Source organism: Streptomyces sp. NPDC048291 (genome assembly GCF_043201715.1).
GTDB lineage: Bacteria > Actinomycetota > Actinomycetes > Streptomycetales > Streptomycetaceae > Streptomyces.
The window spans coordinates 189315-215025 of sequence record NZ_JBICZC010000009.1 but is presented as its reverse complement, the minus strand read 5'-3'; the positions used below and the strand labels follow the sequence as shown (position 1 = coordinate 215025).

Sequence of the window (25711 nt, the reverse complement as noted above, 5' to 3'; positions counted from 1 at the left end):
GGAACGCGACGGCAACGCCGCCGACCCGGCCCGCCCCTAATTTCTGTCGGGCGACAGAAACCACCCCGCAGCCGAAGGAGCCGGAGGCCAGCGATGGCGACAGCGACCACGTACGGAGCCCGCGCGCACGCCCGTGCCCAGGAGGGCACCCGCGCCGAGGCCATGCCCGTCGTACCGGCCGCCGACTGGCCGGACCCGCCCTGCGAGGCCGGCCACCTGGTGTGGGCCGAGACGGTGGCGGGCGGCAACTACACGCACCGCGTCCTGGCCCGTGGCACCGAACTGCGTCTGACCGACCTGAACGGCGACGCCTGCGCCCACCTCCTGCTGTACGCCGACGGCCGCCCCTGGGAGCGGCTCAACGTCGCCGACACGGTCAAGGTGCAGTGGAACGCCTACCTCGGCGAGGGCGTACTGCTCCTCTCCGACCAGGGCCGGGTCCTCGCCTCCGTCGTCGCCGACACCTCCGGCCGCCACGACGCCCTGTGCGGCACCTCCACCCTGGTCCGCAACACCGACCGGTACGGCGACGGCACCCCGCAGTCCCCCTCCCCCGCGGGCCGCGAGCTGTTCAAGCTGGCGGCGGCCAAGAACGGCCTGGAGCCGCGCGACCTGCCGCCGTCCCTGTCGTTCTTCCAGGGCGTGGAGGTACGCGAGGACGGCACGCTGGACTTCACCGGCTCGGCCGGCCCCGGCGGCAGCGTCACACTCCGCGCCGAGCAGGACGTGACCGTGCTGATCGCGAACGTCCCGCACCCGGCCGACCCGCGCCCCGACTACGTCAGCACCCCCCTGGAGGTCCTGGCCTGGCGCGCCGCCCCCACCGCACCCGGCGCCCCGCTCTGGGACGCCACCCCCGAGGGCCGCCGCGCCTTCCTCAACACCCGTGAATTCCTCGCCGCGAGGGGGCTCGCATGACCACCAGCACGAGCACGAGCACGCGGACCGTCGTCGTCCCGGCCCGCGCCGCCTGGTCCGCCGTGATCCGCGAGGGCGAGACCCTCACCCTCACCGACCTGCACGGCAACCAGGCCGTCGACTTCCTCGTCTACGACGCCCACGACACGGCCGTCCGCTACAGCGCGCCCGACACCGTCCACGCCCAGGGCAACATCTTCCTCACCACCGGCAGCGTGCTGCTCTCCAACGAGCACACCCCGCTGATGACGGTGACCGCCGACGAGGTCGGCCGGCACGACACGGTCGGCGGCGCCTGCTCCAAGGAGTCCAACACCCTGCGCTACGGCCACCACACCTGGTCCCAGCACGCCTGCGTCGACAACTTCCTCGCGGAGGGCGCGCGGCACGGCCTCGGCAAACGCGACCTGGTCTCCAACATCAACTGGTACATGAACGTGCCGGTCGAGAAGGACGGCACCCTCGGCATCGTCGACGGCCTCTCGGCCCCCGGCCGCAAGCTGACCCTGCGCGCCGACCGCGACGTCCTCGTCCTGGTCTCCAACTGCCCCCAGATCAACAACCCCTGCAACGGCTTCGACCCCACGGCCGTCGAGACGACGATCACCGGAGCCGCCGGATGACCTCCTTCGACAAGCTCCTGGTCGCCAACCGGGGCGAGATCGCCGTCCGCGTCATCCGCACCGCCCGCGAACTGGGCCTGCGCACGGTCGCCGTCTACTCCGACCCGGACCGCTCGGCCCCGCACGTCCGCCTCGCCGACGAGGCGGTCCGGCTCGGCCCGGCCCCGGCGAAGGAGTCGTACCTCGACGCCGACCTGGTCCTCAAGGCGGCCAAGGACACCGGGGCGGGCGCGATCCACCCCGGCTACGGCTTCCTGTCCGAGGACGCCGCCTTCGCCCGGCGCTGTGCGGAGGCCGGGATCGTCTTCGTCGGCCCGACGCCCGAACAGCTGGAGCTGTTCGGCGCGAAGCACACCGCACGGGCCGCCGCACAGGCCGCGGGGGTACCCCTGGCACCGGGCACCGGACTGCTGGCGGACGTGGCCGAGGCCCGCCGCGCGGCGTCCGCCATCGGCTACCCCGTCATGCTCAAGGCCACCGGCGGTGGCGGCGGCATCGGCATGTCGGCCTGTCGGTCGGCCGACGAACTGACCGATGCCTGGGACCGCGTCCAGCGCGTCGCCGCCGCCTCCTTCTCCTCCGCCGGGGTCTTCCTGGAGCGCCTGGTCGAGCACGCCCGCCATGTCGAGGTCCAGGTCTTCGGCGACGGCGAAGGCCGGGTCGTCACCTTCGGGGACCGCGACTGCTCGCTCCAGCGCCGCAACCAGAAGGTGGTTGAGGAGGCCCCGGCCCCCGGCCTGCCCGACCACGTCCGCGCTCAACTCACCTCCGACGCCCGCGAACTGTGCGCCTCGGTCGGCTACCGCTCCGCCGGCACGGTCGAGTTCGTGTACGACGCGGCCCGCGAGGAGGCCTACTTCCTGGAGGTCAACACCCGCCTCCAGGTGGAACATCCGGTCACCGAGGAGATCTACGGCGTCGACCTGGTCGCCTGGATGCTGCGCCTCGCACGAGGCGAGAGGGACGTCGTCCGCGACCCGGGCGCACCGCGCGGCCACGCCGTCGAGGCCCGCGTCTACGCCGAGGACCCGTCCCGCGAACACCGGCCCAGCGCAGGGCTGTTGACCCGGGTGGAGTTCCCGGCGGGCGTGCGCGTCGACGGCTGGGTGGAGACCGGCACCGAGGTGACGACGTCGTACGACCCGATGCTCGCCAAGGTCATCGCGTACGGCCCCGACCGCGCCGAGGCGCTGCGGCGGCTGGACGAGGCGCTGGCCGGCACCCGCGTCGACGGCATCGAGACCAACCTCGGCCTGGTCCGCGCGGCCCTCGCCGACCGGGACTTCCGCTCCGCCGCCCACTCCACGGCCACCCTCGCCCGGGTCACCGACCCCACCCCCCGGATCGAGGTCGTCGCCGCCGGCACGCTCACCACGGTCCAGGACTGGCCGGGCCGCACCGGCTACTGGCAGGTCGGCGTCCCCCCGAGCGGCCCGATGGACGACCGCTCCTTCCGCCTCGGCAACCGCGCCCTGGGCAATCCGGAGGGCGCGCCCGGCCTCGAATGCACCCTCCGGGGCCCGTCCCTGCGCTTCACCCACCCCACCACGGTCTGTGTGACCGGCGCCCCGGCCCCGGTGACGGTCGACGGCACCCCGGCCGCCCAGTGGGAACCGGTGACGGTCCCGGCCGGCGCCCTGCTGGAGGTCGGCGCGCCCGCCGGGCACGGCCTGCGCACCTACGTCCTGTTCGCCGGCGGCGGCCTGGACGTCCCGGCCTTCCTCGGCAGCGCGAGCACCTTCGCCCTGGGCCGGTTCGGCGGCCACGGCGGCCGGGCCCTGCGCACCGGCGACGTCCTGCACGGCGGGACCGTCACGGACGGGGAGCCGGTCGCCGAACGCCCGCGCTTCACCGCCGACTGGCAGCTCGCGGCCGTCGAAGGCCCGCATGCCGCCCCGGAGTTCTTCACCGAGGACGACATCCGCGACTTCTACGCGGCCGAGTGGAAGGTGCACTTCAACTCGGCGCGCACCGGAGTCCGCCTGGTCGGCCCCAAGCCGCGCTGGGCCCGCACCGACGGCGGCGAGGCGGGCCTGCACCCCTCCAACATCCACGACACGCCGTACTCGGTCGGCGCCGTCGACTACACCGGCGACATGCCGGTCCTGCTCGGCCCCGACGGCCCCTCCCTGGGCGGCTTCGTCTGCCCGGCGACGGTCCTGAGCGGCGAACGCTGGAAGCTCGGCCAGCTGCGTCCCGGCGACACGGTCCGCTTCACCCCCGTCGACGTGACGGGCGCACCCCGCGCCGAGATCGTCGACGGCGGTGTCCTGGCCCGGGACGGGGACGTGACCTACCGGCGCAGCGGCGACGACAACCTGCTGGTCGAGTTCGGCCCGATGCAGCTGGACCTCGCCCTGCGGATGCGCGTGCACGCCCTGATGGAGGCGGTGACGGCGGCGGCCCTGCCCGGGGTCAGGGACCTCACCCCCGGCATCCGCTCGCTCCAGGTCCAGACGGACCCGGCCGCACTCCCTCAGTCCGAACTCCTCGCCGTGGTACGGGAGATCGTCACCTCGCTCCCGCCCACCGACGCACTCGTGGTCCCCTCCCGCACGGTGCATCTCCCCCTCTCCTGGGACGACCCGGCGACCCGCGAGGCCATCGCCCGCTACATGGCGGGCGTCCGCGACGACGCCCCCTGGTGCCCGTGGAACATCGAGTTCATCCGCCGGATCAACGGCCTGGACTCGGTCGACGACGTCCACCGCACGGTCTTCGACGCGGAGTACCTGGTCCTCGGCCTCGGCGACGTCTACCTGGGCGCCCCGGTCGCCACCCCGCTCGACCCCCGCCACCGCCTGGTCACCACCAAGTACAACCCGGCCCGCACCTGGACCGCCGAGAACTCCGTCGGCATCGGCGGCGCCTACCTGTGTATCTACGGCATGGAGGGCCCGGGCGGCTACCAGTTCGTGGGCCGTACCACCCAGGTGTGGTCGGGCTGGCAGCAGCGCGGCGCGTTCGAGCCGGGCAGGCCGTGGCTGCTGCGGTTCTTCGACCGGATCAGGTGGTACCCGGTGTCCGCGGACGAACTCCTCGACCTGCGTGCCGACATCACCTCCGGCCGGTTCGTGCCGCGGATCGAGGAGGGCACCTTCTCCCTCTCCGCCTACCAGGCGTTCCTCGCCGAACAGGCCGCGTCCATCGAGGAGTTCAGGGCACGGCAGCAGACGGCCTTCGCGGCCGAGCGCGACGCGTGGGAGGCGGCGGGCGAGTTCGCGAGGGCGGAGGCCTCGGCCGCCCCCGCCGCCGCACCGGCCGAGGTGTCCGTGCCGCCGGGCGGCCGGCTGATAGAGGCCGAGTTCGCGGCCTCCGTATGGCAGTTGAACGTGCGGCCGGGTGACGAGGTGACGGCGGGCCAGCCGCTCCTCGCCCTGGAGGCGATGAAGATGGAGTCCAGGGTGCACGCGCCGATGCCCGGTGTGGTGACGGAGATCCTGGCCCGGCCCGGCGACCAGGTGGAGGCGGGGACGGCCCTGCTCGTCCTGGCGCCGGCCGCGAACTGAGCGACAGGAGCAAGAGCATGCCCAGCACCGTCTCCCGTGTCCGTGCCGCCTACGCGCGCATCGAAGCGGTCGACCGGCCCGAGATCTGGATCGACCTGCGCCCTCGGGCGGAGGCCGAGGCGGAGGCCCGCGCCATCGACGAGCGAGTGGCCGCGGGGGAACACCTCCCCCTCGCCGGCCGCCTGTTCGCCGCCAAGGGCAACATCGACGTGCACGGCCTGCCCACGACGGCGGGCTGCCCGGCGTACGCGTACGAACCACAGGCCGACGCCCCCGCGGTGGCCCGGCTGCGCGCGGCCGGCGCACTCGCCCTCGGCACCACCAACCTCGACCAGTTCGCGACCGGCCTGGTCGGCACCCGCTCCCCGCACGGCGCGGTCCGCAACGCGATCGACCCCGGCAGGATCAGCGGCGGCTCCAGCTCCGGCTCGGCCGTCGCCGTGGCCCTCGGCATCGTCGACCTCGCCCTCGGCACGGACACCGCGGGCTCGGGCCGGATCCCGGCCGCCTTCAACGGTATCGTCGGCCTGAAACCGACCCGCGGCCTGGTCCCGACCACCGGGGTCGTCCCGGCCTGCGCGTCCCTCGACTGCGTGACGGTGTTCGCCCGCACCCTCCCGGAGGCGCAGCAGGCGCTGTCGTACCTGGCGGCCCCGTCGGACCGCAGCCTGCCGCCGCTCCCCCAGCGGGCTCCGGGTCCCTGGCGGATCGCGGTCCCGCCGCTCGCCCAGCTCGGCGAGCTGGACGAGGGCTGGGCGGAGGCCTACGAGGAGACGGTGGACCGCCTGACCGCCGCCGGCGCCTCGATCCGCCCGCTCGACCTCGCCCCGTTCACCGAAGCGGCGGCGATGCTCTACGAGGGCGCCTTCGTGGCCGAGCGCTACACGGCCGTGGGTCCCTTCATCGACAAGTTGACGTCGTCCGGCGGTGAGGGCCTCGACCCCACCGTGGCCGGCATCATCACCCGGGCCCGCGACATCCCGGCCCACCGGCTCTTCACCGACCAGGACCGCCTGGCGGACCTGCGCGCCCGCGCCCTGGCCGAGCTCGCCGACGCGGACGCCCTGCTGCTCCCCACCGCCCCGGGCCACCCCACCTTCGCGGAGGTGGCGGCGGACCCGCTGGGCGCCAACGCCCGCCTGGGCCGCTTCACCAACTCCACGAACCTCTTCGACCTCGCGGCCGTGGCGGTCCCGGCGGGCGAGGTGAACGGCCTGCCGTTCGGTGTGATGCTGATCGGCCCGGCGTTCACGGACGACCGCCTCGCCACGATCGCCCGCGCCCTGGAACCGAGGGTGCGCCTAGCGGTGGCCGGCGCCCACCTGACGGGCCAGCCCCTCAACCCCCAGCTCCTCGCGCTGGGCGCGGTACTCGACCGCACGACGACCACCGCACCCACGTACCGCTGCTACGCCCTGCGGACGACCCCGCCCAAGCCCGGCCTGGTGCACGTGGGCGAGGGCGGCGCCCCGATCGAGACGGAGGTCTGGTCCCTTCCCGCCGAGGGCCTGGGCCGCCTGCTCGCCACCCTCCCCCACCCCATGACACTGGGCCGCGTCGACCTCTCGGACGGCACCAGCATCCCCGGCTTCCTCTGCGAACCGAGCGCGCTGACCGACGCCGAGGACATCACCCGATACGGCGGCTGGCGGAACTTCCTGAAAGAGGCCTGACACCAGCGCCCCTTCTTTTTTGGAGGCGCGGGGAACTGCGCGACCAGCCCCCACCCACCCGCACCCGCCGTGCAGCGATCACCCCACGGACGAGTAGGCCACAACCCCCCGCAGCACCAGGTCGACCGCCTTGCGGGCGTTCTTCGACACCGTCGACCCCTCCGTGGGGGCCGCCGCCGCGACCTGCCCCAGCACGTCGATGACCTGCTTGCACCACCGCACGAAGTCGCCGGCCGGCATCTCGGCCTCCCGCAGCACCTCGTCCAGGCCCAGTCCCGTGGCCCACATGTAGGCGGCCCAGGCGAAGCCGAGATCCGGTTCGCGCTGTCCGACGCCCTCGGTCTGGTTGATCCGGAAGTCCTCCTCAAGGGCGTCGAGCCGCCCCCAGATCCGCACCATCTCGCCGAGCGCGGCCTTGGCCTTCCCGGAGGGCAGCTTCGGGGCCATCGCGTCGTCGCCGACCCGGGCCTCGTACACCAGCGCCGAGACGCAGGCGGCGAGTTCGGCGGGGCTGAGGCCCTCCCAGACGCCGGCCCGCAGGCATTCGCTGGCGAGCAGGTCGAGTTCGCCGTACAGGCGCGCCAGCCGCTTGCCGTGTTCGGTGACCTCGTCGCCGCGCAGGTAGTCCAGCTCGGTCAGGAGTGCCACGATCCGGTCGAAGGTCCGGGCGATGGTGTTGGTCCGGCCCTCGATGCGCCGCTCCAGCTGCGAGGTGTCCCGGATCAGCCGGTGGTAGCGCTCGGCCCAACGGGCGTGGTCCTCGCGGTCGTTGCACCCGTGGCAGGGGTGGGCCCGGATCGCGGTGCGCAACCGTGCGATCTCCCGGTCGTCCGCCGCCTGCGACCGCTTCTTGCGGGCCCGCTCCGGGGGGATGTGCCCGGCCTTGGTGCGCAGCGCGGAGGCGAGGTCGCGACGGGACTGCGGGGAGCGGGGGTTGAAGGACTTGGGGATCCGCATCCGCTCCAGCGCCTCGACCGGCACCGGGAAGTCGATGGAGGCGAGCCGCTTGACCTGCCGCTCGGCGGTGAGCACCAACGGGCGGGGCCCGTCGTGCTGTTCGAAGCCGCGGTGGCCGTTGGACCGCCCGGCGGGCAGCCCGGGGTCCAGCACGAGCGCCAGACCCGCGTACTTGCCCGTCGGGACGTGGATGACATCCCCCGGCTTGAGCTTCTCCAGGGCGACGGCCGCCTCGGCGCGCCGCTCGGAGGCGCCCTGCCGGGCCAGTTCGGTCTCGCGGTCCTTCAACTCCCGCCGCAGCCGCGCGTACTCCTCGAAGTCGCCGAGGTGGCAGGTCATGGACTCCTTGTAGCCGGCGAGCCCTTCCTCGTTGCGCTGGACCTGGCGGGAGATCCCGACGACCGACTTGTCTGCCTGGAACTGGGCGAACGACGTCTCGAGGAGTTCCCTGGACCGGTGCCGCCCGAACTGCTCGACCAGGTTGACCGCCATGTTGTACGACGGCTTGAAGCTGGAGCGCAGCGGATAGGTGCGGGTGCCGGCGAGCCCGGCGAGGTGCTCGGGGCTCATGCCGCGCTGCCAGAGCACCACCGCGTGGCCCTCGACGTCGATGCCGCGGCGGCCCGCACGGCCGGTCAGCTGGGTGTACTCGCCCGGGGTGATGTCGGCGTGCTGTTCGCCGTTCCACTTGACGAGCTTCTCCAGCACGACCGAGCGGGCGGGCATGTTGATGCCGAGCGCGAGGGTCTCGGTGGCGAACACGGCCTTCACCAGGCCACGGAGGAAGAGTTCCTCGACGACCTCCTTGAAGGTCGGGAGCATGCCGGCGTGGTGGGCGGCGATGCCGCGCTCCAGGCCTTCGAGCCACTCGTAGTAGCCGAGGACGTGCAGGTCCTCCGGCGGGATCGAGGAGGTGCGCTCCTCGACCAGGGCACGCACCTTGTCCCGCGCCTCTTCGTCGTTGAGCCTGAGGCCCGCGTACAGGCACTGCTGGACGGCGGCCTCGCAGGCGGCGCGGCTGAAGATGAAGGTGATGGCGGGCAGCAGGCCCTCGTTGTCGAGGCGTTCGATGACCTCGGGGCGGCCCGGTGTCCATACCCGGGACCGCTGCCTGCGCTCCCGCTCCCGGTCGGCCTCGCGCATGGCACGGCCGCGTCTGCGGTCCTGGTACGACGGACGCTGTGCCTCCATGCGGGCCAGCCGGGCGAGGTCGGGGTTGACGGCCTTCTTGTGGCCCTCGCCCTCCTCGAACAGGTCGTACATCCGGCGTCCGGCGAGCACGTGCTGGAACAGCGGGACGGGCCGGTGCTCCGAGACGATGACCTCGGTGTCGCCGCGGACGGTGTCGAGCCAGTCGCCGAACTCCTCGGCGTTGGACACGGTCGCGGACAGGGAGACCAGGGTCACGGACTCCGGGAGGTGGATGATCACCTCTTCCCAGACGGCGCCGCGGAACCGGTCGGAGAGGTAGTGGACCTCGTCCATGACCACGTAGCCGAGGCCGATGAGGGTCTGGGAGCCCGCGTACAGCATGTTCCGCAGGACCTCGGTGGTCATGACAACCACGGGGGCGTCCGGGTTGATGCTGTTGTCACCGGTGAGGAGCCCGACCATGCCGTCGCCGTAGCGGCGGCAGAGGTCGGCGTACTTCTGGTTCGACAGCGCCTTGATGGGTGTCGTGTAGAAGCACTTCTTGCCCTGCATGAGGGCGAGGTGGACGGCGAACTCGCCCACGATCGTCTTGCCGGAGCCGGTGGGGGCGGCCACCAGGACGCCCTTTCCGGCTTCGAGTGCCTGGCAGGCCTCGATCTGGAAGGGGTCGAGGCCGAAGTCGTACATCTCGCGGAAGGACGCGAGCGCGGTGGCCTGCTCGGTGGTCCGCTTGCGGGCCGCCGCATACCGCTCGGCCGGTGAGAGGTCCTCTGTCATCGTGCTTTCGAGCGTACCGGTCCCCACTGACAACAGGACGATCATTATCCGGAACATGGGACAACGGACGACGAAGAGGTGCCCGCGTCATGGGACGCGGACACCTCCCGGTGGCATGGGTCGCCCTGTCAGGTCACGTCGTCGTATCCGTTGACCCGGTCCGGGCCCTCGGTCAGCGCGCGGCTGGCGGAGACGGTCTCGATCTCGCCGACGTCCTCGGGGGTGAGGTCGAGGTCGGAGGCCTCGTCGTCGTCGAGGCCGTCGTCGTCGCGGCGGCGCCTGCGCCGGTCGTTGAGGAGGGAGAACGCGACCGCGCCGAAGTACAGCACCCAGATCGGTCCGGCGAGCGCCAGCATGGAGAGCGGGTCGGTGCTCGGGGTGGCCACGGCCGCGAAGATCGTGATGCCGAGGATCATCGCCCGCCACCAGCCGAGCATGCGCTTGCCGGTGATGATGCCGGTGAGATTGAGCATCACCAGGAGCAGCGGCAGCTCGAAGGAGAGACCGAAGACGATCACCATGCGGGTGACCAGCTGCAGCAGGTCGTCGAGGGGCAGCAGGTTGCTGACCCCGTGCGGGGTGAAGCCGATGAGCACCTTGGCGGTGGTCGGCAGCACCCGGTACGCGAAGAACGCGCCGGCGAAGAAGAGCGGGACACCGGTGCAGACGAACGCGTACGCGTACTTCTTCTCGTGCCGGTGCAGACCCGGGGCGACGAACGCCCACAGCTGGTACAGCCAGACCGGGGAGGCGAAGACCACACCGGCCATCAGGGAGACCTGGAGGGCGAGCGTGAAGGGCGCGAGCAGACCGTTGATGGTGATCTGGGCGCACTGCTCGTCACCGGTGGTCTTGTTCATCTCCGAGAAGGTGTGCGCGCAACCGACCGATTCGAGAATCGGCTTGGTGAGGAAGTCGATGATGTTGTTGTAGAAGAAAGCGGCGACCACCGTGATGACGATGATGGCCAGCATCGCTTTCGCGAGCCGGTTGCGGAGCTCACGAAGGTGATCCGCGAGAGGCATCCGCCCCTCGGGATCCTTCTCCTCTTTGCGGGCAGACTTTGGCAACCCACGTCCTCATCTCGTGCGGCAGGCCGGGGGCTACCGGCCTTGCGTCAGCGCTGGGTGGTGTCCGACGGCTCGTTGACCGGGCGGGAGCTGGTCACGTCGCCGGGGGCCGCCTGGATCGTGCGCTGGGCCTGGGACTGCTCGCCGGAGGCGGGCGCCTGGGCGGAGGTGGGGCTGTTGCCTTCTTCCTTCATCGCCTTGGCCTCGCTCTTGAGGATGCGCGCGGACTTGCCGAGCGAGCGGGCCATGTCCGGAAGCTTCTTCGCGCCGAACAGCAGGATGACGACGACAAGGATGAGAATGATCTCGGGGGCTCCGAGCCTTCCGAACATAAGTCTTTACCTTCTCACCGAGGCGGCTGGGTGGGGTGCTGTCCGATCCGCCGGACATGTGTCCGAGTGATCGTGCTCTCAGCGATCGTAACGCTCAGGGGTAAACGTGAGGCAATCCCCGTGCGTACTCCCGGTCCGCGGAACGGGCCTCGTTCTCCGTGCCGCGTTCAGCAGCGTACCTTTCCCTGCGGGCACCGTGACAGGGCGAAGTGACGCAAACCGCTTATGGCCCACTACTCACATCGCTTGCACAGCGGGCGTCACAGTGCGTCGACAGTGCGGGCGGCACTCTCCGCGGCCCGCTCCAGGTCCTCCGCGGCCCGGCTGATGCGCCGAGCCGAGTCCGTGACCTGCGCGCCCAGCCGCCGCGCCTCCAGGAAGACCCGGACGGCGAGCACGCCGAGCACCGCGAGACCCACGAAACCCACAGCTACCGCGACCATCGCCCAGAACATGGGACGAGCCTAGACGGTGGGGTGCAGCCGCAGTGTCCTGACCCCGCCGCCGGTGAGGAGTTCGACGATCCGCTCGCCGGCGGGCTTGCGGACGGCGGTCCCGCAGTCGGGGCAGGTGAACGAGTAGAACGTCGTCTTGCTGGTGGCTCCGATGGCCAGCCGCAGGGCGCTCGCGGTGAGCTCGAAGCTGCCCCGGCAGTCCGGGCAGCCGGCCCGGAACACCACGGGGACCACTCTTCTCATCCCGGCGAAGGCGGCGGCGACCGTCATCTCCCGCGCGCTCGTGCCACCGGAACCCGAAGACTCGCTCAGAACGCCCGAAGACTCGTTCAAAGCCCCTGCCCTTCCTCGTCGCCGTGCCCAACCTGGTCGTACGCCGCCAGTGCGTCACGTGCCGCCCGGCGGGCGCTGTCAGCCAGCTCGGGCGGTGACACGATCCGGCCGTCGCCGCCGAGCCTGAGCGCCAGCCGGCGCAGGGAGGCCGGATCGGGGGTGCGCAGGGTAATACGCAGCCCGCCGTCGGGAAGCTCATCCGCGCTGTCGTGCGGGTAGTACTCGGCGACCCAGCGGCCGGCCGGGCCGACCTCGACGACCACCTCGGGGTCCTCTGCGGCCGGCTGCACCAGCGCCTCGGACAGGTCGCGCAGCTCGATCTCGGGGGGTGCGGACGGCTCGTCGAGGATCCTGATCTCGGCGACCCGGTCGAGCCGGAAGGTGCGCCGGGCCTCGGAGCGGCGGCACCAGGCCTCGACGTAGGTGTGGCCGACGCTGACCAGGCGGATGGGGTCGATCTCGCGCTCTGTCAGCTCGTCGCGGGCCGGTGAGTAGTAGCGGATCCAGAGCCGGCGGCGCTCGGCGATGGCCCGGTCGACGTCGGCGAAGACCCCGCCCTCGGACTCGAAGGTCACCGAGAGCCGGGCGCTGGCGTCGCCCGCCTCGCCGGCCGCGGTCTCCACCTTGGCGGTGGCCCGCAGCAGTGCCTGCCGGTCGCCCTCGCGCAGCCCGGGCAGGGTGGCCACCGCGCGGGCGGCGACCAGGAGCGCGGTCGCCTCGTCGGCGGCGAGCCTGAGCGGTTCGGCGGCCTCCTCGCCGAGCGCGGCCGCGTTGTGCCACCAGATGCGCTCGCCGTCGGTGTCGATGTCCAGCAGATCGCCGCCCCGGAAGCTGGTGCCGCACATGGGCAGCACGTCGAGGTCGGAGACCAGCTCGTCCTCGGTGACGCCGAAGGCGCGGGCCACGTCCGCGATCCGGGCGCCGGGGCGCTCGCGCAGATAGGTCACCAGGGAGAGCATCCGCCGGGTCTGGTCGATGGCGTTCACGGGCCTGACCGGTTTGCCTGCCACTGCCTTGCTCCGCTCCCCCTCAGCCCTTGGCCACGGCACGCAGCCGGTCCACGACGTCCGCCCGAAGCTCGGACGGCTCCAGGACCACCACGTCCGGCCCGAACTCCACCAGCCAGGCGTCCAGCCCGTGCCCGTACGGAATCTCCAACTCGTCCCACCCGTCGCCGAGTTCCCGCACCGCGGTGGCCTTCGCCCGAAGGGGGTAGCCGGACCCCGAACGCAGCCGGATCAGCGCGGAGCGGTCGGCGATCTCGCCGGCCCAGCTCGCCACCGTCTCACGGACGGTGACGACGTCCGGGACCGGCGCGGTGAAGGCGGTGCCCCGGGAGCGGACCTTCCCGGTGATCCGGGAGAGCCGGAACACCCGCTCGGCGCCCCGGTCGCGGTCCCAGCCCGCCAGGTACCAGTGGCCGCGCCAGCACTCCAGGGCCCAGGGCTCCACGTTCCGGGTCTCGGGGTGGGCGGCGGTGGCCTTGCGGTAGTCGAAGACGACCTGGCGGCGGTCCCGGCAGGCCAGCATCAGCGGTTCGAACGCGGCCTCGTGCACCGGGATCCGCGGCTCCAGGGCGCCATGGGACTCGTACGGGTCGACGTCCTCGGGAAGGCCTGCCGCGCGCAGCTTCTGCAGGGCACCGCTGGCGGCGCCGGCGAGCCGGGCCTGCTGCCAGACCTTGGCGGCGAGTCCGAGGGCGGCGGCCTCCTCGGCGTCCAGGGTGATGGGCGGCAGGCGGTTGCTGTCCCGGCGCGCGAGGTAGCCGACCTCGCCGTCCAGGTTCTCGACGGTCTCGATCACCAGTCCGAGTTCGCGGAGATCGTCCTTGTCCCGCTCGAACATCCGGCTGAAGGAGTCGTCACTGCCCGCTTCCAGGTAGGCCTCGATGGACTCCCGCAGCTCGCGCTTGCTGAGCGGCCGCCGCGTCCCCAGCAGGCACAGCGCCAGGTTCATCAGCCGCTCGGCCTTGGCAATGGCCATCGACGCCCTTCGCCTTCCCTATGGTGCTTCTGACCGATGACCGTACCGCTCCGGAGCGTCACGGCAAAAGCCGGTACAAATGACGAGGGCCGAAACGGACACGACCGGACAGACACCGAGGGCCCGCGCGCACGGCACGGGCCCTCGACCAGCCGGTTCCGGCCATGCCCGGTCAGCGCCTGACAGCGCCGGGCCGGGCGGGGGAATCAGACCGCGATCAGGTCCACGACGAAGATCAGCGTCTCGCCGGGCTTGATCGCCGGGGTCGGGCTCTGGTTGCCGTAGGCGAGGTGGGCCGGGATGGTCAGCTGGCGACGCCCGCCGACCTTCATGCCCTGCACGCCCTGGTCCCAGCCCTTGATGACCCGGCCGCCGCCCAGCGGGAAGCGGAACGGCGCGCCCCGGTTCCAGCTGGCGTCGAACTCCTCGCCGGTGCTGAACGCGACGCCCACGTAGTGGACGGTGACGGTCTGACCCGCCTGGGCCACCTCGCCGTCGCCCTCCCAGATGTCCTTGATCTCCAGGTCGGCCGGGGCCTCGCCCTCGGGGAAGTCGATCTCGGGCTTGTCGATGCTCACGTCTTGGGCTCCTGCTTGTGTACGACACTGAACCGGGACAGTCTGTCATCCCCGCCCGGGTCATGCCCGCGCGACTACATCGCCGCAAGAATGTCCACCGTGAAGACCAGCGTCGAACCCTTCTTCACCACACCACCGCTCGGCGGGTTGTTCCCGTACGCCAGGTCCGGCGGCGTGACGACCACGATCCGGCTGCCCACCTTCTTGCCGGTGATCCCCTGCGCCAGGCCCTTGAGAACCTGCTGCATCTGCTCCAGCGAGAACTGGGCCAGCCGCCCGCTCTCGTACGTCTGCTCGAAGACCTTGCCGCTGTCCCAGACCTCGCCCTTGAACTGGCACAGGACGGTCTGCGCCGACTGCACCTCCGCGCCGTCGCCCTCCAGCACGTAGTTCGCCACCAGCTTCTTCGGCGGGTCCACCTTCGGAATCTCGATCGACGGCGCCTTGCCGTCCGTGTTCGTGCCGACCTTCGGCAGCGCGGCGTCGCTCTGCGCGACCTCCTTGCCCGTGCTGGAGCTCTTCGAGTTGAACGAGTTCAGCACGTCCACCACGAACACCAGCGTGTCCGTGCCCTTGATCCCCGCCTGCGAGTTGCCCGCGGTGCCGTACCCCCAGGTCGGCGGCACGGCCATCAGCACCCGGCTGCCGACCTTCTTCCCGGCCAGCCCGTACCGCCACCCGTCGATGATGCTGCCCGCGGCCAGCTGCATCAGCAGCGGCGTACGGTCGTACGACTGGTCGAAGACCTTCGCCGAGGACCAGATCTGCCCCAGGTAGTTGGCCTGGATGAAGTCGTTCTCCGCGACCGCCTTGCCGCTGCCCGCGATCACCGTCTTGACCGCCAGGTTCTTCGACGGATCCCCGCTGCCCTTGGCCACCGTCGGCTTCTCGTCGAACTTCGTGCCCGCCGTGATCGCCGGCAGCGGCCCGTCCACGATCTTCGGCGGCGGCACCGAGGCGGAGGCCGACGGCGACGCGCTGGCCTTGCTGGAGGACGACGAGTTGTCACCACACCCGGCGAGCGTGACCAGTCCCGCGGGAACAGCGGCAAGGAGAAGAGAGCGTCGGCGCACGGAAGAGCCTCGTAATCGGTCGATCTTGCGGATGGCGTGCGCGCAACTCTACGACGTGAGAAGGGCGCCGTACGGAAAACGTACGGCGCCCGTGTGGCGTTCTGTGCCGATCTCTCACATACCGGCGATGAGCTTCTCCACCCGGTCGTCGACCGAACGGAACGGGTCCTTGCACAACACCGTGCGCTGCGCCTGGTCGTTGAGCTTCAGATGCACCCAGTCGACCGTGAAGTCCCGGCGCTGCTCCTGCGCCCGCCGGATGAAGTCACCGCGCAACCGCGCCCGAGTCGTCTGCGGCGGCACCGACTTGCCCTCGAAGATCTTCAAGTCATTGCAGATCCGCGCGGCTTGCCCCTTCTTCTCCAGCAGGTAATACAGACCCCGACGACGGTGAATGTCGTGATAAGCGAGGTCTATCTGCGCCACTCGCGGATGCGACATGGTCATGTTGTGCTTGGCCCGGTACCGCTCGATGAGCTTGTACTTCATCACCCAGTCGATCTCGGTGCCGATCCGGTCCAGGTCCTCGGCCTCGATCGCGTCCAGGGTCCGGCCCCACAGCTCCAGCACCTGCTCGACCGTGCCGGTCCGGATACCGCGGCGCTCACAGAAGTCGACGGCCTTCTCGTAGTACTCCCGCTGCACCTCGAGCGCGGAGGCCTCCCGGCCGCTGGCCAGGCGCACCTTGCGCCGGCCCGTGATGTCGTGGCTGACCTCGCGGATCGCCCGGATCGGGTTCTCCAGGGTCAGGTCCCGCATCACCGTGCCCGCCTCGATCATGCGCAGCACCAGGTCGGTGGCGCCGACCTTCAGCAGCATCGTCGTCTCGGACATGTTCGAGTCGCCGACGATGACGTGCAGCCTGCGGTAGCGCTCCGCGTCCGCGTGCGGCTCGTCGCGTGTGTTGATGATCGGCCGGGAACGCGTCGTCGCGGAGGAGACGCCCTCCCAGATGTGCTCCGCCCGCTGGCTGACGCAGTACACCGCACCGCGCGGCGTCTGCAGCACCTTCCCGGCGCCGCACAGCAGCTGCCGGGTCACCAGGAACGGAATGAGGATGTCAGCGAGCCGGGAGAACTCCCCGTGCCGCGCCACCAGATAGTTCTCGTGGCAACCATAGGAGTTGCCCGCCGAGTCCGTGTTGTTCTTGAAAAGGTAGACGTCGCCCGCGATTCCTTCCTCATGCAGGCGTCGTTCGGCGTCCACCAACAGCCCTTCGAGAATGCGCTCGCCGGCCTTGTCGTGGGTGACCAGTTCGGTCACATTGTCACACTCGGGTGTCGCGTATTCCGGATGTGAGCCCACGTCGAGATAGAGCCGGGCGCCGTTCCGCAGAAAGACATTGCTGCTACGGCCCCATGACACGACACGGCGGAAGAGGTACCGCGCCACCTCGTCAGGCGACAGGCGGCGCTGTCCCCTGAACGTGCACGTGACGCCGTACTCGTTCTCCAGCCCGAAAATGCGGCGGTCCATGACTGAACATTACGCCCGATCCCCCGAGCTGAAACGGGGTTCGACAGCACGATTTGGATCATTTTCCGAACCGGCCGCAACCACCGCACCCCCACCGGGAGCTGCGAGGACCCGTCCCGTGACCGCCAGGACCAGCAACGACACACCCCCCGCCGCACCCGGCACGGCGAACCCCCACAGGGCCCCGCCCGCCTCTACCACCGGACCCGCCAGGCCCGTTCCCACCGACGCCCCCACCGTGAACGTCGTCACAAGCCAGGAGAACGCCTCGGTGACCGTCCCGCTCGGCGCATGCCGGTCCACCAGCACGAACGCACACGCGATCGACGGCGCCAGGAACACCCCGGCCAGCACTGTGAGCAACACCATGGCCAACGCATCGGGCATCAGCATCAACGGCAGATAACACACCGCCAGAAGGCCCACCAGCACCCGCAGTCGCCGCGCCGGCTCCCCCGCCCACCGCCGCGCACCGTAGACACTGCCCCCCAGCAGCGCCCCCAGCCCCAGCCCCGCCATCATCCAGCCGTACACCGCGTCACCACCATGACCGTCCGCGTACGGCACCGACGCCACCGTGATGGACCCCATCGCGATCCCCACGAACACGAACACCGCCAGCAGCGCCAACAACCCCGGCGACCGCAGCGCCCCCAGCCAGTGCGCCTCCCGCGGCGCCGAACGCCACGCCCGCGACGGCGGCGAGACCACCACCGACAGCGCCCCCAGCACCCCCACCACGTTCACCACCAGCAGCGCCGCCTGCGCCGACCACAGCGACACGCACAACGTCACCAGCAACGGCCCCACGGTGAACATCACTTCCTGCGCCACCGCGTCCATCGCATACGCCGTGTGCACCCGGTCCCCCTCCCCGAGGACACTCGGCCACAGGGCACGCAGACCGCCCTCCAACGGCGGCGTGCACAACCCGGCCGCCGCCACGGCCGCATACGCGACCGGCAACGACCCGGTACCCGCGAAGGCGAACACCGCCATCGCCACGGCCGACGCCAGCGCCGCCGGCAACTGGACCCGCGGCTGCCCGCACAGGTCGACCAGCCGCCCCAGCACCGGCTGCCCCACCGCGTTGGCCACCCCGTACACCGCCGCGAGCACCCCCGCGAGGCTGTACGTGCCACCCTCCGCCCGCACGAACAGCACGATCGCGAGAGCCGCGGTCGCATTCGGCAGCCGGCCCACCAGCGTCCCCGTCAGCAGCCGCGCCGCGTGCCTCGCCCTGAGGATCTCCAGGTACCCCGCGGCCATGTCCCACCTCCACGTTTTACGTATAACCCCGGCTCCCATACGTACCATGTGCGCTGTTCACACGTCCAGACGAAGGAGCCCACCCCCGGTGCCACCCAGCAGCACGCGCCCCACGAGCCGCGACGTCGCCCAGGCAGCCGGCGTCTCCCAGGCAGCCGTGTCGCTCGTGCTCGGCGACAAATGGCGCGGCCGCGTCTCCGAAGCCACCGCCCAACGCGTCCGCGAAGCCGCCCACGACCTCGGCTACCGCCCCAACCTCGCCGCCCGCAACCTCCGCCTCGGCCGCACCCGCACCGTCCTCCTCGTCGTCCCCGCCCTCACCACCGAATTCTTCGCCGGCGTCTACACCGGCGCCGCCCGCATCGCCGCCACCCACGGCTTCGGCGTCGTCCTCTACCCCTCCCCCGAAGGCATCGGCCCCGCCCGCAACCCCTTCACCTCCGCCCAGGCCGCCCTCGACGGCGTCATCGCCTCCTCCATGGCCGCCGACGCCCTCACCGCCATCCGCGGCGACCAGCTCCCCCTCGTCATGCTCGACAGCGACCCCCACGGCAGCCTCGGCGCCGCCACCGTCAACCTCGACATCGCCGACGGCGTCCGCCAGGTCACCGACCACCTCCTCGACCTCGGCCACCGCCACTTCCTCCACCTGGCCGCCGACGTCGCCTCCTGGACCTTCGAAGCACGCGCCCGCGCACTCGCCACCCGCACCGCAGACGTCCCCGGCACCTCCGTACGCACCATCCACGCCCCCATCTCCATCGAAGGCGCCCTGGCCGCCACGCAGGCCGCCCTCACCACCCCCGGCCCCCGCCCCACCGCCCTCGTCTGCGACGACGACAAACTCGCCGCCGGCGCCTACAAAGCCCTCCGCCGCCAAGGCCTCCGCATCCCCGACGACATCTCCGTCACCGGCCTCGACGACCTCGCCCTCGCCACCGCCATCGACCCCGAGCTGACAACCGTCCGCCTCGACGCGGAACTCTTCGGCGAACGCGGCATGCAAGCCCTCCTCGCCGTCCTGGACGGCCGGGAACCTGAGCACGGAGACATCCCCGTGGAACTGGTCGTACGCGGCTCCACAGCGCCCCCACCGCCGTCGTAGCCACCCACCCGCAGCCGCAGAACGCCCGCGCCCCGTCCGGTGACACCGGACGGGGCGCGCAGAGCGGGACCGATACCGAGGACTACTCGACGTCCCCGCCGGACTCCTCGGCCTCGTCGGCCCCTTCGGCCTCCGCGGCCGTCGCCGCACCGCCCGACTCCAAAAGACGGGACAACTGCGGACCCACGATCCGCTTGAACTTCCGCTGCTGCGGACGCGTCCGATCCAGCACCGCGACCTCGAGACGCTCCGCCGGAATCTCCCGCTGCGTACCGTTCGACTCCCGCGACAACGCCGTCACAGCCAGCTTCAGAGCCTCCGCAAGAGTCATACCCTCCCGGTGCTCACGGTCCAGATACGTACTGATCTGCTCCGCACTGCCACCGACCGCCACCGAACCGTGCTCGTCCACGATCGAACCGTCATGCGGCAACCGGTAGATCTGGTCACCCTCCGGAGTCTCCCCCACCTCCGCGACGACCAGCTCCACCTCGTACGGCTTCTCCGCCGCCGACGAGAAGATCGTGCCCAGCGTCTGCGCGTACACGTTCGCCAGACCACGCGCCGTCACATCGTCACGGTCATAGGTGTAACCACGCAGGTCGGCGTAGCGCACCCCACCGATCCGCAGATTCTCGTACTCGTTGTACTTACCGGCGGCCGCGAAACCGATCCGGTCATAGATCTCGCTGAACTTGTGCAGCGCACGGGACGGGTTCTCACCGACGAACACGATGCCGTCGGCGTACTGGAGCACAACCAGACTGCGGCCACGCGCGATGCCCTTGCGGGCGTACTCGGCACGGTCCGCCATCGCCTGCTGAGGTGAGACATAGAACGGCGTCGACACCGGTATCCGTCCCCTTCCTTAGGGTTCCGTCGAAGTCACTGGGATCACCTTGATAAGAACGCCGAAGCCCTAGAGCAGCGCCGCGCGCGGGCCGTCCGGCTCCTCCAGACGGCGCGCCAGCACCGCACGCGACAGCTCGGACGCCTCGTCCTCGGTGAGCCGGCGGAAACCGTCGTCGGTGATCACGGTGATGATCGGGTAGATCCGGCGCGCGACATCCGGACCACCGGTCGCGGAGTCGTCGTCGGCCGCGTCGTACAGAGCCTGCACCACCAGCGTGGTCGCCTGCTCCTCGGACAGGTCGTCACGGAACAGCTTCTTCATCGCGCCCCGCGCGAAGACCGAGCCCGAGCCCGTCGCCGCGAAGTTGTGCTCCTCGGAACGGCCGCCCGTCACGTCGTACGAGAAGATCCGCCCCCTGTTCCGGTCCACGTCGAACCCGGCGAACAACGGCACCACGGCCAGCCCCTGCATCGCCATGCCGAGATTGGACCGGATCATCGTCGACAACCGGTTCGCCTTGCCCTCCAGCGACAGCTGGGCGCCCTCGACCTTCTCGAAGTGCTCCAGCTCCAGCTGGAAGAGCTTCACCATCTCCACGGCGAGACCGGCGGTGCCGGCGATACCGACGGCCGAGTACTCGTCGGCCGGGAACACCTTCTCGATGTCCCGCTGCGCGATCACATTGCCCATCGTGGCCCGACGGTCACCGGCGAGCACCACGCCCCCGGGGAAGGTCACCGCCACGATCGTCGTCCCGTGCGGCGCCTCGATCACCCCCTGCGTCGGCGGCAACTGCCGCCTGCCGGGCAGCAACTCCGGCTGGTGCTCACCGAGAAAGTCAATGAACGAAGAGGACCCAGGCGTCAGGAAGGCAGCTGGTAGACGCCCGGTGCTACGAGTGTTGGCTTCCACAAGTTTCCTTCCGGATAAGCAGCGGCTCGGCGAGCGGCGTCAGGATCATCCCTCAATTTGCCGATGGCCGAATTGCAGTTGAAGCACAGTACGCCTCGGACCCTACCCGTCTTGTGGCAGTGATCCACATGCACGGGCGGGGCAGATAGACAGATCGCGCAGATCCCGTACTGGGAGGCGACCATCGCGTCGCGCTCGGCTTCAGTGAGGCCGTAGTTGCGCTTGAGGTGGTGCACCCGTCCCTTCGCCGCCTTGCACGCCTTGCAGAGAGTGGCCAGACCGTCCGAGGCACTGCGGTTCCGCGTCCATTCGCTGTGCGGTTTGGTCTCGCCGCACGTGCGGCAGTACTTATGACCTGGGGGCGCGTCGACTCTCGGTCGAACGTTGCGCCCCTTGGCCACCTGCCGCTGCTGGTGATACGCCGCCGCGCGCTCCCTGCAGTACGCCTGGTGGCCGTCCCGCATCGCCTTGTTTCGCGCGAACGCCGCCCACGGCTTGTGCTGCTTGCACCGTGAGCAGCGCTTCACGCCCTCTTCGCTTGCCAACTCAAGCTCCCCCGCGACCTTCGATTCGAAGGAAAAATGGGCTTATTGCCCACCCTTCTGAACGAAGCTTCGAACGAAGTCCTCTGCGTTCTCCTCAAGCACATCATCGATTTCGTCGAGGACGGAGTCCACGTCGTCCGACAACTTCTCGTGCCGCTCCTTGAGGTCCTCGGAGCCCTGCGACTCTGCCGCCTGCTCCTCGACCTCCTCGGTGGAGTGCGTCGCCTTCTGCTGTCCGCCGCCGGTGTCCTTGGTTGCCATGACACTCACCCCGCTCAGTTCGCCCGACATGGTCGACAGGTCGGCATTCCTGCCGATCGGTGATGATCAGACCCTACAAGCCGGGTCCGACATCGGCCCCGCAGTTTCTCCAACGTACGGGGGCCACCTCGATGATTCCCGGGCGCCGGGGTTTTGACCCCGGCCGCCCGGTGTGGTCCGGGGGTCCGTTCAGCCGCCGGAGAGGACCCTGACCAGGTCTTCTGCGGTGCGGCAGCGGTCCAGGAGCTCCTTGACGTGATTTCGCGTTCCGCGTAGCGGTTCCAGGGTTGGGACGCGCTGGAGGCTGTCACGGCCCGGGAGGTCGAAGATGACCGAGTCCCAGCTCGCGGCGGCGACGTCGTCGGCGTACTGCTCCAGGCAGCGGCCGCGGAAGTAGGCCCGGGTGTCCTCGGGCGGGCTGGTGCGGGCGCGCTCGACGTCTGCCTCGTCCAGGAGCCGCTTGATGCGTCCGCGGGCCGCGAGGCGGTTGTAGAGGCCCTTCTCGGCCCTTACGTCGGCGTACTGGAGGTCGAGGAGGTGCAGCTTGGCGGCGTCCCAGTCGAGGCCGTCGCGGCGGCGGTAGCCCTCCATGAGTTCCAGCTTGGCGACCCAGTCGAGTTCTCCGGAGAGGCTCATGGGTTCGTGTTCGAGGCGGTTGAGGGTGTCTTCCCAGCGGGCGAGGACGTCCTTGGTCTGGTCGTCGGCGTCGGCTCCGTAGCGTTCCTCGACGTATTTGCGCGACAGCTCGTAGTACTCCATCTGGAGCTGGACGGCGGTGAGTGTGCGTCCGCTGCGGAGGGTGACGAGGCGCTTGAGGGTGGGGTCGTGGGAGACCTGGTGGAGGGTGCGTACGGGCTGGTCGACGGCGAGGTCGACGGCGATGAAGCCGTCTTCGATCATGGAGAGGACGAGGGCCGTCGTGCCGAGTTTCAGGTAGGTCGAGATCTCGGACAGGTTCGCGTCGCCGATGATCACGTGGAGGCGGCGGTATTTCTCCGCGTCGGCGTGGGGTTCGTCGCGGGTGTTGATGATGGGCCGTTTGAGGGTGGTCTCCAGGCCGACCTCGACTTCGAAGTAGTCGGCGCGCTGGCTGAGCTGGAAGCCGTGTTCGTGGCCGTCCTGGCCGATGCCGACGCGGCCGGCGCCGGTGACGACCTGGCGGGAGACGAAGAAGGGGGTGAGGTGGCGCACGATGTCCGAGAAGGGGGTTTCCCGCTTCATCAGGTAGTTCTCGTGCGTGCCGTAGGAGGCGCCCTTGTTGTCGGTGTTGTTCTTGTAGAGGTGGATGGGCTGGGCGCCGGGGAGCTGGGCGGCTCGTTCGGCGGCTTCGGCCATGATGCGTTCGCCGGCCTTGTCCCAGAGGACGGCGTCGCGGGGGTTGGTGACCTCGGGGGCGCTGTATTCGGGGTGTGCGTGGTCGACGTAGAGGCGTGCGCCGTTGGTGAGGATCACGTTGGCGAGGCCGATGTCCTCGTCGGTGAGCTGGCTGGCGTCGGCGGCGTCGCGTGCGAGGTCGAAGCCTCGGGCGTCCCGTAGCGGGTTCTCCTCCTCGAAGTCCCAGCGGGCCCGTCGGGCCCGGTGCATCGCCGCCGCGTAGGCGTTGACGATCTGGGACGAGGTGAGCATGGCATTGGCGTTGGGGTGGCCGGGGACGGAGATTCCGTACTCCGTCTCGATGCCCATTACTCGCCGTACGGTCATGCGGCCCTCCTTGCCCGGCGGAGCCCTCGGTCGTGGGCTGCGCTCGCGTACCGCTGGCGCTCCGGTGCGTGTGCGGTGCCCGTCCCCGCACTGCGCGACTCGGCGGTAGGAAAGAGCCTAGAACGCCTCTGCGCTGGTGGGGAGATCATTTGCGTCATTGCCTTGCTCGCCTCGGTTCCGGTTTTGGCCGGAAAAACAGTCGGCTGCGGGTACCCGGTGAGGGCACCCGCAGCCGCCCTGTGTTTTACAGGTACTGTCCGGTGTTGGCCACCGTGTCGATGGAGCGTCCGGTGTCCGCGCCCTGCTTTCCGGTGATGAGGGTACGGATGTACACGATCCGTTCGCCCTTCTTTCCGGAGATTCGGGCCCAGTCGTCGGGGTTGGTGGTGTTGGGCAGGTCCTCGTTCTCCTTGAACTCGTCCACGCAGGCCTGGAGGAGGTGGGAGACCCGGAGGCCCTTGGAGTTGTGGTCGAGGAAGTCCTTGATCGCCATTTTCTTGGCGCGTCCGACGATGTTCTCGATCATGGCGCCGGAGTTGAAGTCCTTGAAGTAGAGGACTTCCTTGTCGCCGTTGGCGTAGGTGACTTCCAGGAAGCGGTTTTCCTCGGATTCGGCGTACATGTGTTCCACTGCCGTCTGGATCATGCTTTCGACGGTGGTGGCCTTGCTGCCGCCGTGCTCGCCGAGGTCGTCGGCGTGCAGCGGGAGGCGCTCGGTGAGGTACTTGCCGAAGATGTCCTTGGCCGCTTCGGCGTCGGGACGCTCGATCTTGATCTTCACGTCGAGCCGGCCGGGCCGCAGGATGGCGGGGTCGATCATGTCCTCGCGGTTCGAGGCGCCGATGACGACCACGTTCTGCAGGCCTTCGACACCGTCGATCTCGGCGAGCAGCTGCGGGACGATGGTGTTCTCGACGTCCGAGCTGACGCCGGAGCCACGGGTCCGGAAGAGGGATTCCATCTCGTCGAAGAAGACGATGACGGGGGTGCCCTCGCTGGCCTTCTCCCGTGCACGCTGGAAGACGAGGCGGATCTGCCGCTCGGTCTCGCCGACGTACTTGTTCAGGAGCTCGGGGCCCTTGATGTTGAGGAAGAAGCTCTTGCCCTGGGCCTGGCCGGTGACCTCGGCGACCTTCTTGGCCAGCGAGTTGGCGACGGCCTTGGCGATGAGCGTCTTGCCGCATCCGGGGGGCCCGTAGAGCAGGACGCCCTTGGGCGGGCGCAGTTCGTGCTCCTTGAACAGGTCCGGGTAGAGGTACGGCAGCTCGACCGCGTCGCGGATGGCCTCGATCTGGCCGCCGAGACCGCCGATCTGCTCGTAGCCGATGTCGGGGACCTCTTCGAGGACGAGTTCCTCGACCTCGCTCTTCGGAACGATCTCGTAGACGTAGCCGGAGCGGGGTTCGAGGAGCAGGGCGTCGCCGGGGCGGATGGTGACGTCCAGGAGTGGCTCGGCGAGCCGCACCACCCGTTCCTCGTCGGTGTGCCCCAGGACGAGGGCGCGCTCGCCGTCCTCAAGGATCTCCTTGAGGGTGACGATGTCGCCGACGCGCTCGTATTCCATGGCCTCGACCACGTTGAGCGCTTCGTTGAGCATGACTTCCTGGCCGCGCCTGAGGTCGTCCAGGTCAACGCTTGGGCTGACGTTCACCCGCAGTTTGCGGCCGCCGGTGAAGATGTCGGCGGTGCCGTCCTCGTTCGCTGTGAGGAAGACACCGAAGCCGGCGGGCGGCTGTGCGAGTCGGTCGACCTCTTCCTTGAGGGCCACGATCTGGTCGCGGGCCTCGCGGAGGGTGTTCGCGAGTCGCTCGTTCTGGGCGGACACGCCGGCCAGGTTCGTCTGCAGCTCGACGATCCGCTCTTCGAGAATCCTCGTGTGTCGCGGAGAGTCGGCGAGCTTGCGTCGCAGGACGGCGATCTCCTGCTCAAGATAGGCGATCTGCTCGGACGGGTCGTCGGACCCTCGTCCCGGGCGGATGCCGCGGTTCATGTCGTCGTCGTGGGCTGCCACGGTCCTCACCTCCTCCAAGGGGAGCTGGACGCTTCCAGACCCTACCTGGGTGGGTGTCGATTGAAACCCCTAGATCACAAAGACTGTCAAGGTGTGTCGTCGGTCACCCATTGCGTTCTCCCTCGTGCCGGGTGGATACCCACTC

General features: G+C 70.1%; 22 protein-coding genes. 5 read left to right on the top strand and 17 right to left on the bottom strand.

The features are described 5' to 3' along the window. Window positions 1-93 precede the first annotated feature (93 nt). From ACGF5O_RS25020 to atzF, 4 genes are read left to right on the top strand one after another with little or no spacing between them, the layout of a single operon-like run. Window positions 94-918: an urea amidolyase associated protein UAAP1 gene (locus tag ACGF5O_RS25020; protein ID WP_393812098.1), complete on the top strand. Its 825-nt coding sequence runs from the start codon at window positions 94-96 to the stop codon at window positions 916-918. Next, window positions 915-1541 carry an urea amidolyase associated protein UAAP2 gene (locus ACGF5O_RS25015; protein WP_393812097.1) on the top strand — a complete coding sequence of 209 codons (627 nt, stop codon included), beginning with the start codon at window positions 915-917 and terminating at the stop codon, window positions 1539-1541. The genes ACGF5O_RS25020 and ACGF5O_RS25015 overlap by 4 nt, the downstream gene beginning before the upstream one ends. Next, window positions 1538-5050, top strand: a complete 3513-nt coding sequence (locus ACGF5O_RS25010) for a 5-oxoprolinase/urea amidolyase family protein (RefSeq protein WP_393812096.1) — start codon at window positions 1538-1540, stop codon at window positions 5048-5050. Before ACGF5O_RS25015 ends, ACGF5O_RS25010 begins: the two co-directional genes overlap by 4 nt. A gap of 17 nt (window positions 5051-5067) precedes the next feature. Further along, entirely contained in the window at window positions 5068-6723 is a 1656-nt protein-coding gene (atzF, locus tag ACGF5O_RS25005) for an allophanate hydrolase (protein ID WP_393812095.1), read from the top strand. 78 nt (window positions 6724-6801) lie between these two features. Here the strand turns inward: atzF and ACGF5O_RS25000 are convergent, their stop codons facing one another. The 11 genes from ACGF5O_RS25000 to ACGF5O_RS24950 all read right to left on the bottom strand — a co-directional run bounded on the left by ACGF5O_RS25000 (window position 6802) and on the right by ACGF5O_RS24950 (window position 18178). Continuing rightward, on the bottom strand, window positions 6802-9654 hold the full coding sequence (locus ACGF5O_RS25000; RefSeq protein ID WP_393812094.1) for a DEAD/DEAH box helicase: 2853 nt from the start codon (window positions 9652-9654) through the stop codon (window positions 6802-6804). Between the two features lie 83 nt (window positions 9655-9737). After that, on the bottom strand, window positions 9738-10679 hold the full coding sequence (gene tatC, locus ACGF5O_RS24995; protein ID WP_393812093.1) for a twin-arginine translocase subunit TatC: 942 nt from the start codon (window positions 10677-10679) through the stop codon (window positions 9738-9740). A 47-nt stretch (window positions 10680-10726) separates the two neighbouring features. Beyond that, the gene (gene tatA / locus ACGF5O_RS24990; protein WP_393812092.1) at window positions 10727-11011 is read right to left on the bottom strand and encodes a Sec-independent protein translocase subunit TatA; all 285 of its coding nucleotides are present in this window, start codon (window positions 11009-11011) and stop codon (window positions 10727-10729) included. A 260-nt stretch (window positions 11012-11271) separates the two neighbouring features. Continuing rightward, window positions 11272-11466, bottom strand: coding sequence for a hypothetical protein (locus ACGF5O_RS24985; RefSeq protein WP_362584310.1), 195 nt, complete (start codon window positions 11464-11466; stop codon window positions 11272-11274). Window positions 11467-11475: 9 nt separating this feature from the next. Beyond that, entirely contained in the window at window positions 11476-11736 is a 261-nt protein-coding gene (locus ACGF5O_RS24980; RefSeq protein WP_362584307.1) for a hypothetical protein, read from the bottom strand. Between the two features lie 59 nt (window positions 11737-11795). Next, the gene (locus tag ACGF5O_RS24975) at window positions 11796-12809 is read right to left on the bottom strand and encodes a WYL domain-containing protein (protein ID WP_362584304.1); all 1014 of its coding nucleotides are present in this window, start codon (window positions 12807-12809) and stop codon (window positions 11796-11798) included. A 19-nt stretch (window positions 12810-12828) separates the two neighbouring features. Further along, complete coding sequence (locus ACGF5O_RS24970; RefSeq protein WP_393812091.1) at window positions 12829-13782, bottom strand: helix-turn-helix transcriptional regulator; 954 nt, start codon at window positions 13780-13782, stop codon at window positions 12829-12831. A gap of 206 nt (window positions 13783-13988) precedes the next feature. Beyond that, window positions 13989-14360 (bottom strand): FKBP-type peptidyl-prolyl cis-trans isomerase, encoded by a 372-nt coding sequence (locus tag ACGF5O_RS24965; protein ID WP_393812090.1) that lies wholly within the window; start codon window positions 14358-14360, stop codon window positions 13989-13991. A 74-nt stretch (window positions 14361-14434) separates the two neighbouring features. Then, entirely contained in the window at window positions 14435-15433 is a 999-nt protein-coding gene (locus ACGF5O_RS24960; RefSeq protein ID WP_393812089.1) for an FKBP-type peptidyl-prolyl cis-trans isomerase, read from the bottom strand. 114 nt (window positions 15434-15547) lie between these two features. Further along, on the bottom strand, window positions 15548-16909 hold the full coding sequence (pafA, locus tag ACGF5O_RS24955; protein ID WP_028801611.1) for a Pup--protein ligase: 1362 nt from the start codon (window positions 16907-16909) through the stop codon (window positions 15548-15550). A 9-nt stretch (window positions 16910-16918) separates the two neighbouring features. Next, on the bottom strand, window positions 16919-18178 hold the full coding sequence (locus ACGF5O_RS24950) for an MFS transporter (protein ID WP_393812088.1): 1260 nt from the start codon (window positions 18176-18178) through the stop codon (window positions 16919-16921). A 46-nt stretch (window positions 18179-18224) separates the two neighbouring features. Here ACGF5O_RS24950 and ACGF5O_RS24945 point away from each other — a divergent pair, with 46 nt between their 5' ends. Beyond that, a complete protein-coding gene (locus ACGF5O_RS24945; RefSeq protein ID WP_393812087.1) occupies window positions 18225-19283 on the top strand; it encodes a LacI family DNA-binding transcriptional regulator in 1059 nt (352 codons plus the stop codon). An 82-nt stretch (window positions 19284-19365) separates the two neighbouring features. On the opposite strand, the gene prcA is transcribed toward ACGF5O_RS24945, so the two are convergent. From prcA to arc, 6 genes are all read right to left on the bottom strand, one after another. Continuing rightward, complete coding sequence (gene prcA, locus ACGF5O_RS24940; protein WP_393812086.1) at window positions 19366-20133, bottom strand: proteasome subunit alpha; 768 nt, start codon at window positions 20131-20133, stop codon at window positions 19366-19368. Between the two features lie 69 nt (window positions 20134-20202). Continuing rightward, window positions 20203-21048, bottom strand: coding sequence for a proteasome subunit beta (gene prcB, locus ACGF5O_RS24935; RefSeq protein ID WP_393812085.1), 846 nt, complete (start codon window positions 21046-21048; stop codon window positions 20203-20205). Further along, entirely contained in the window at window positions 21000-21233 is a 234-nt protein-coding gene (locus tag ACGF5O_RS24930) for an endonuclease domain-containing protein (protein ID WP_393812336.1), read from the bottom strand. The genes prcB and ACGF5O_RS24930 overlap by 49 nt, the downstream gene beginning before the upstream one ends. Before the next feature lie 402 nt (window positions 21234-21635). Next, window positions 21636-21854 (bottom strand): ubiquitin-like protein Pup, encoded by a 219-nt coding sequence (locus ACGF5O_RS24925; protein WP_132889128.1) that lies wholly within the window; start codon window positions 21852-21854, stop codon window positions 21636-21638. Between the two features lie 189 nt (window positions 21855-22043). Next, complete coding sequence (gene dop, locus ACGF5O_RS24920; protein WP_393812084.1) at window positions 22044-23555, bottom strand: depupylase/deamidase Dop; 1512 nt, start codon at window positions 23553-23555, stop codon at window positions 22044-22046. Between the two features lie 244 nt (window positions 23556-23799). Further along, window positions 23800-25566: a proteasome ATPase gene (gene arc / locus ACGF5O_RS24915; RefSeq protein ID WP_366352991.1), complete on the bottom strand. Its 1767-nt coding sequence runs from the start codon at window positions 25564-25566 to the stop codon at window positions 23800-23802. Between the last annotated feature and the right edge of the window lie 145 nt (window positions 25567-25711).

Excerpts from the sequence above, each read along its gene's own strand:
- tatA (WP_393812092.1), bottom strand. The coding sequence starts at position 11,011 with ATGTTCGGAAGGCTCGGAGCCCCCGAGATCATTCTCATCCTTGTCGTC.
- ACGF5O_RS25020 (WP_393812098.1), top strand. The coding sequence starts at position 94 with ATGGCGACAGCGACCACGTACGGAGCCCGCGCGCACGCCCGTGCCCAG.
- ACGF5O_RS25015 (WP_393812097.1), top strand. The coding sequence starts at position 915 with ATGACCACCAGCACGAGCACGAGCACGCGGACCGTCGTCGTCCCGGCC.
- atzF (WP_393812095.1), top strand. The coding sequence starts at position 5,068 with ATGCCCAGCACCGTCTCCCGTGTCCGTGCCGCCTACGCGCGCATCGAA.
- ACGF5O_RS24980 (WP_362584307.1), bottom strand. The coding sequence starts at position 11,736 with ATGACGGTCGCCGCCGCCTTCGCCGGGATGAGAAGAGTGGTCCCCGTG.
- ACGF5O_RS24945 (WP_393812087.1), top strand. The coding sequence starts at position 18,225 with ATGTGCGCTGTTCACACGTCCAGACGAAGGAGCCCACCCCCGGTGCCA.
- ACGF5O_RS25000 (WP_393812094.1), bottom strand. The coding sequence starts at position 9,654 with ATGATCGTCCTGTTGTCAGTGGGGACCGGTACGCTCGAAAGCACGATG.
- ACGF5O_RS24970 (WP_393812091.1), bottom strand. The coding sequence starts at position 13,782 with ATGGCCATTGCCAAGGCCGAGCGGCTGATGAACCTGGCGCTGTGCCTG.
- ACGF5O_RS25010 (WP_393812096.1), top strand. The coding sequence starts at position 1,538 with ATGACCTCCTTCGACAAGCTCCTGGTCGCCAACCGGGGCGAGATCGCC.
- ACGF5O_RS24930 (WP_393812336.1), bottom strand. The coding sequence starts at position 21,233 with ATGGTCGCCTCCCAGTACGGGATCTGCGCGATCTGTCTATCTGCCCCG.
- ACGF5O_RS24925 (WP_132889128.1), bottom strand. The coding sequence starts at position 21,854 with ATGGCAACCAAGGACACCGGCGGCGGACAGCAGAAGGCGACGCACTCC.
- dop (WP_393812084.1), bottom strand. The coding sequence starts at position 23,555 with ATGACCGTACGGCGAGTAATGGGCATCGAGACGGAGTACGGAATCTCC.
- ACGF5O_RS24985 (WP_362584310.1), bottom strand. The coding sequence starts at position 11,466 with ATGTTCTGGGCGATGGTCGCGGTAGCTGTGGGTTTCGTGGGTCTCGCG.
- pafA (WP_028801611.1), bottom strand. The coding sequence starts at position 16,909 with ATGGACCGCCGCATTTTCGGGCTGGAGAACGAGTACGGCGTCACGTGC.
- ACGF5O_RS24950 (WP_393812088.1), bottom strand. The coding sequence starts at position 18,178 with ATGGCCGCGGGGTACCTGGAGATCCTCAGGGCGAGGCACGCGGCGCGG.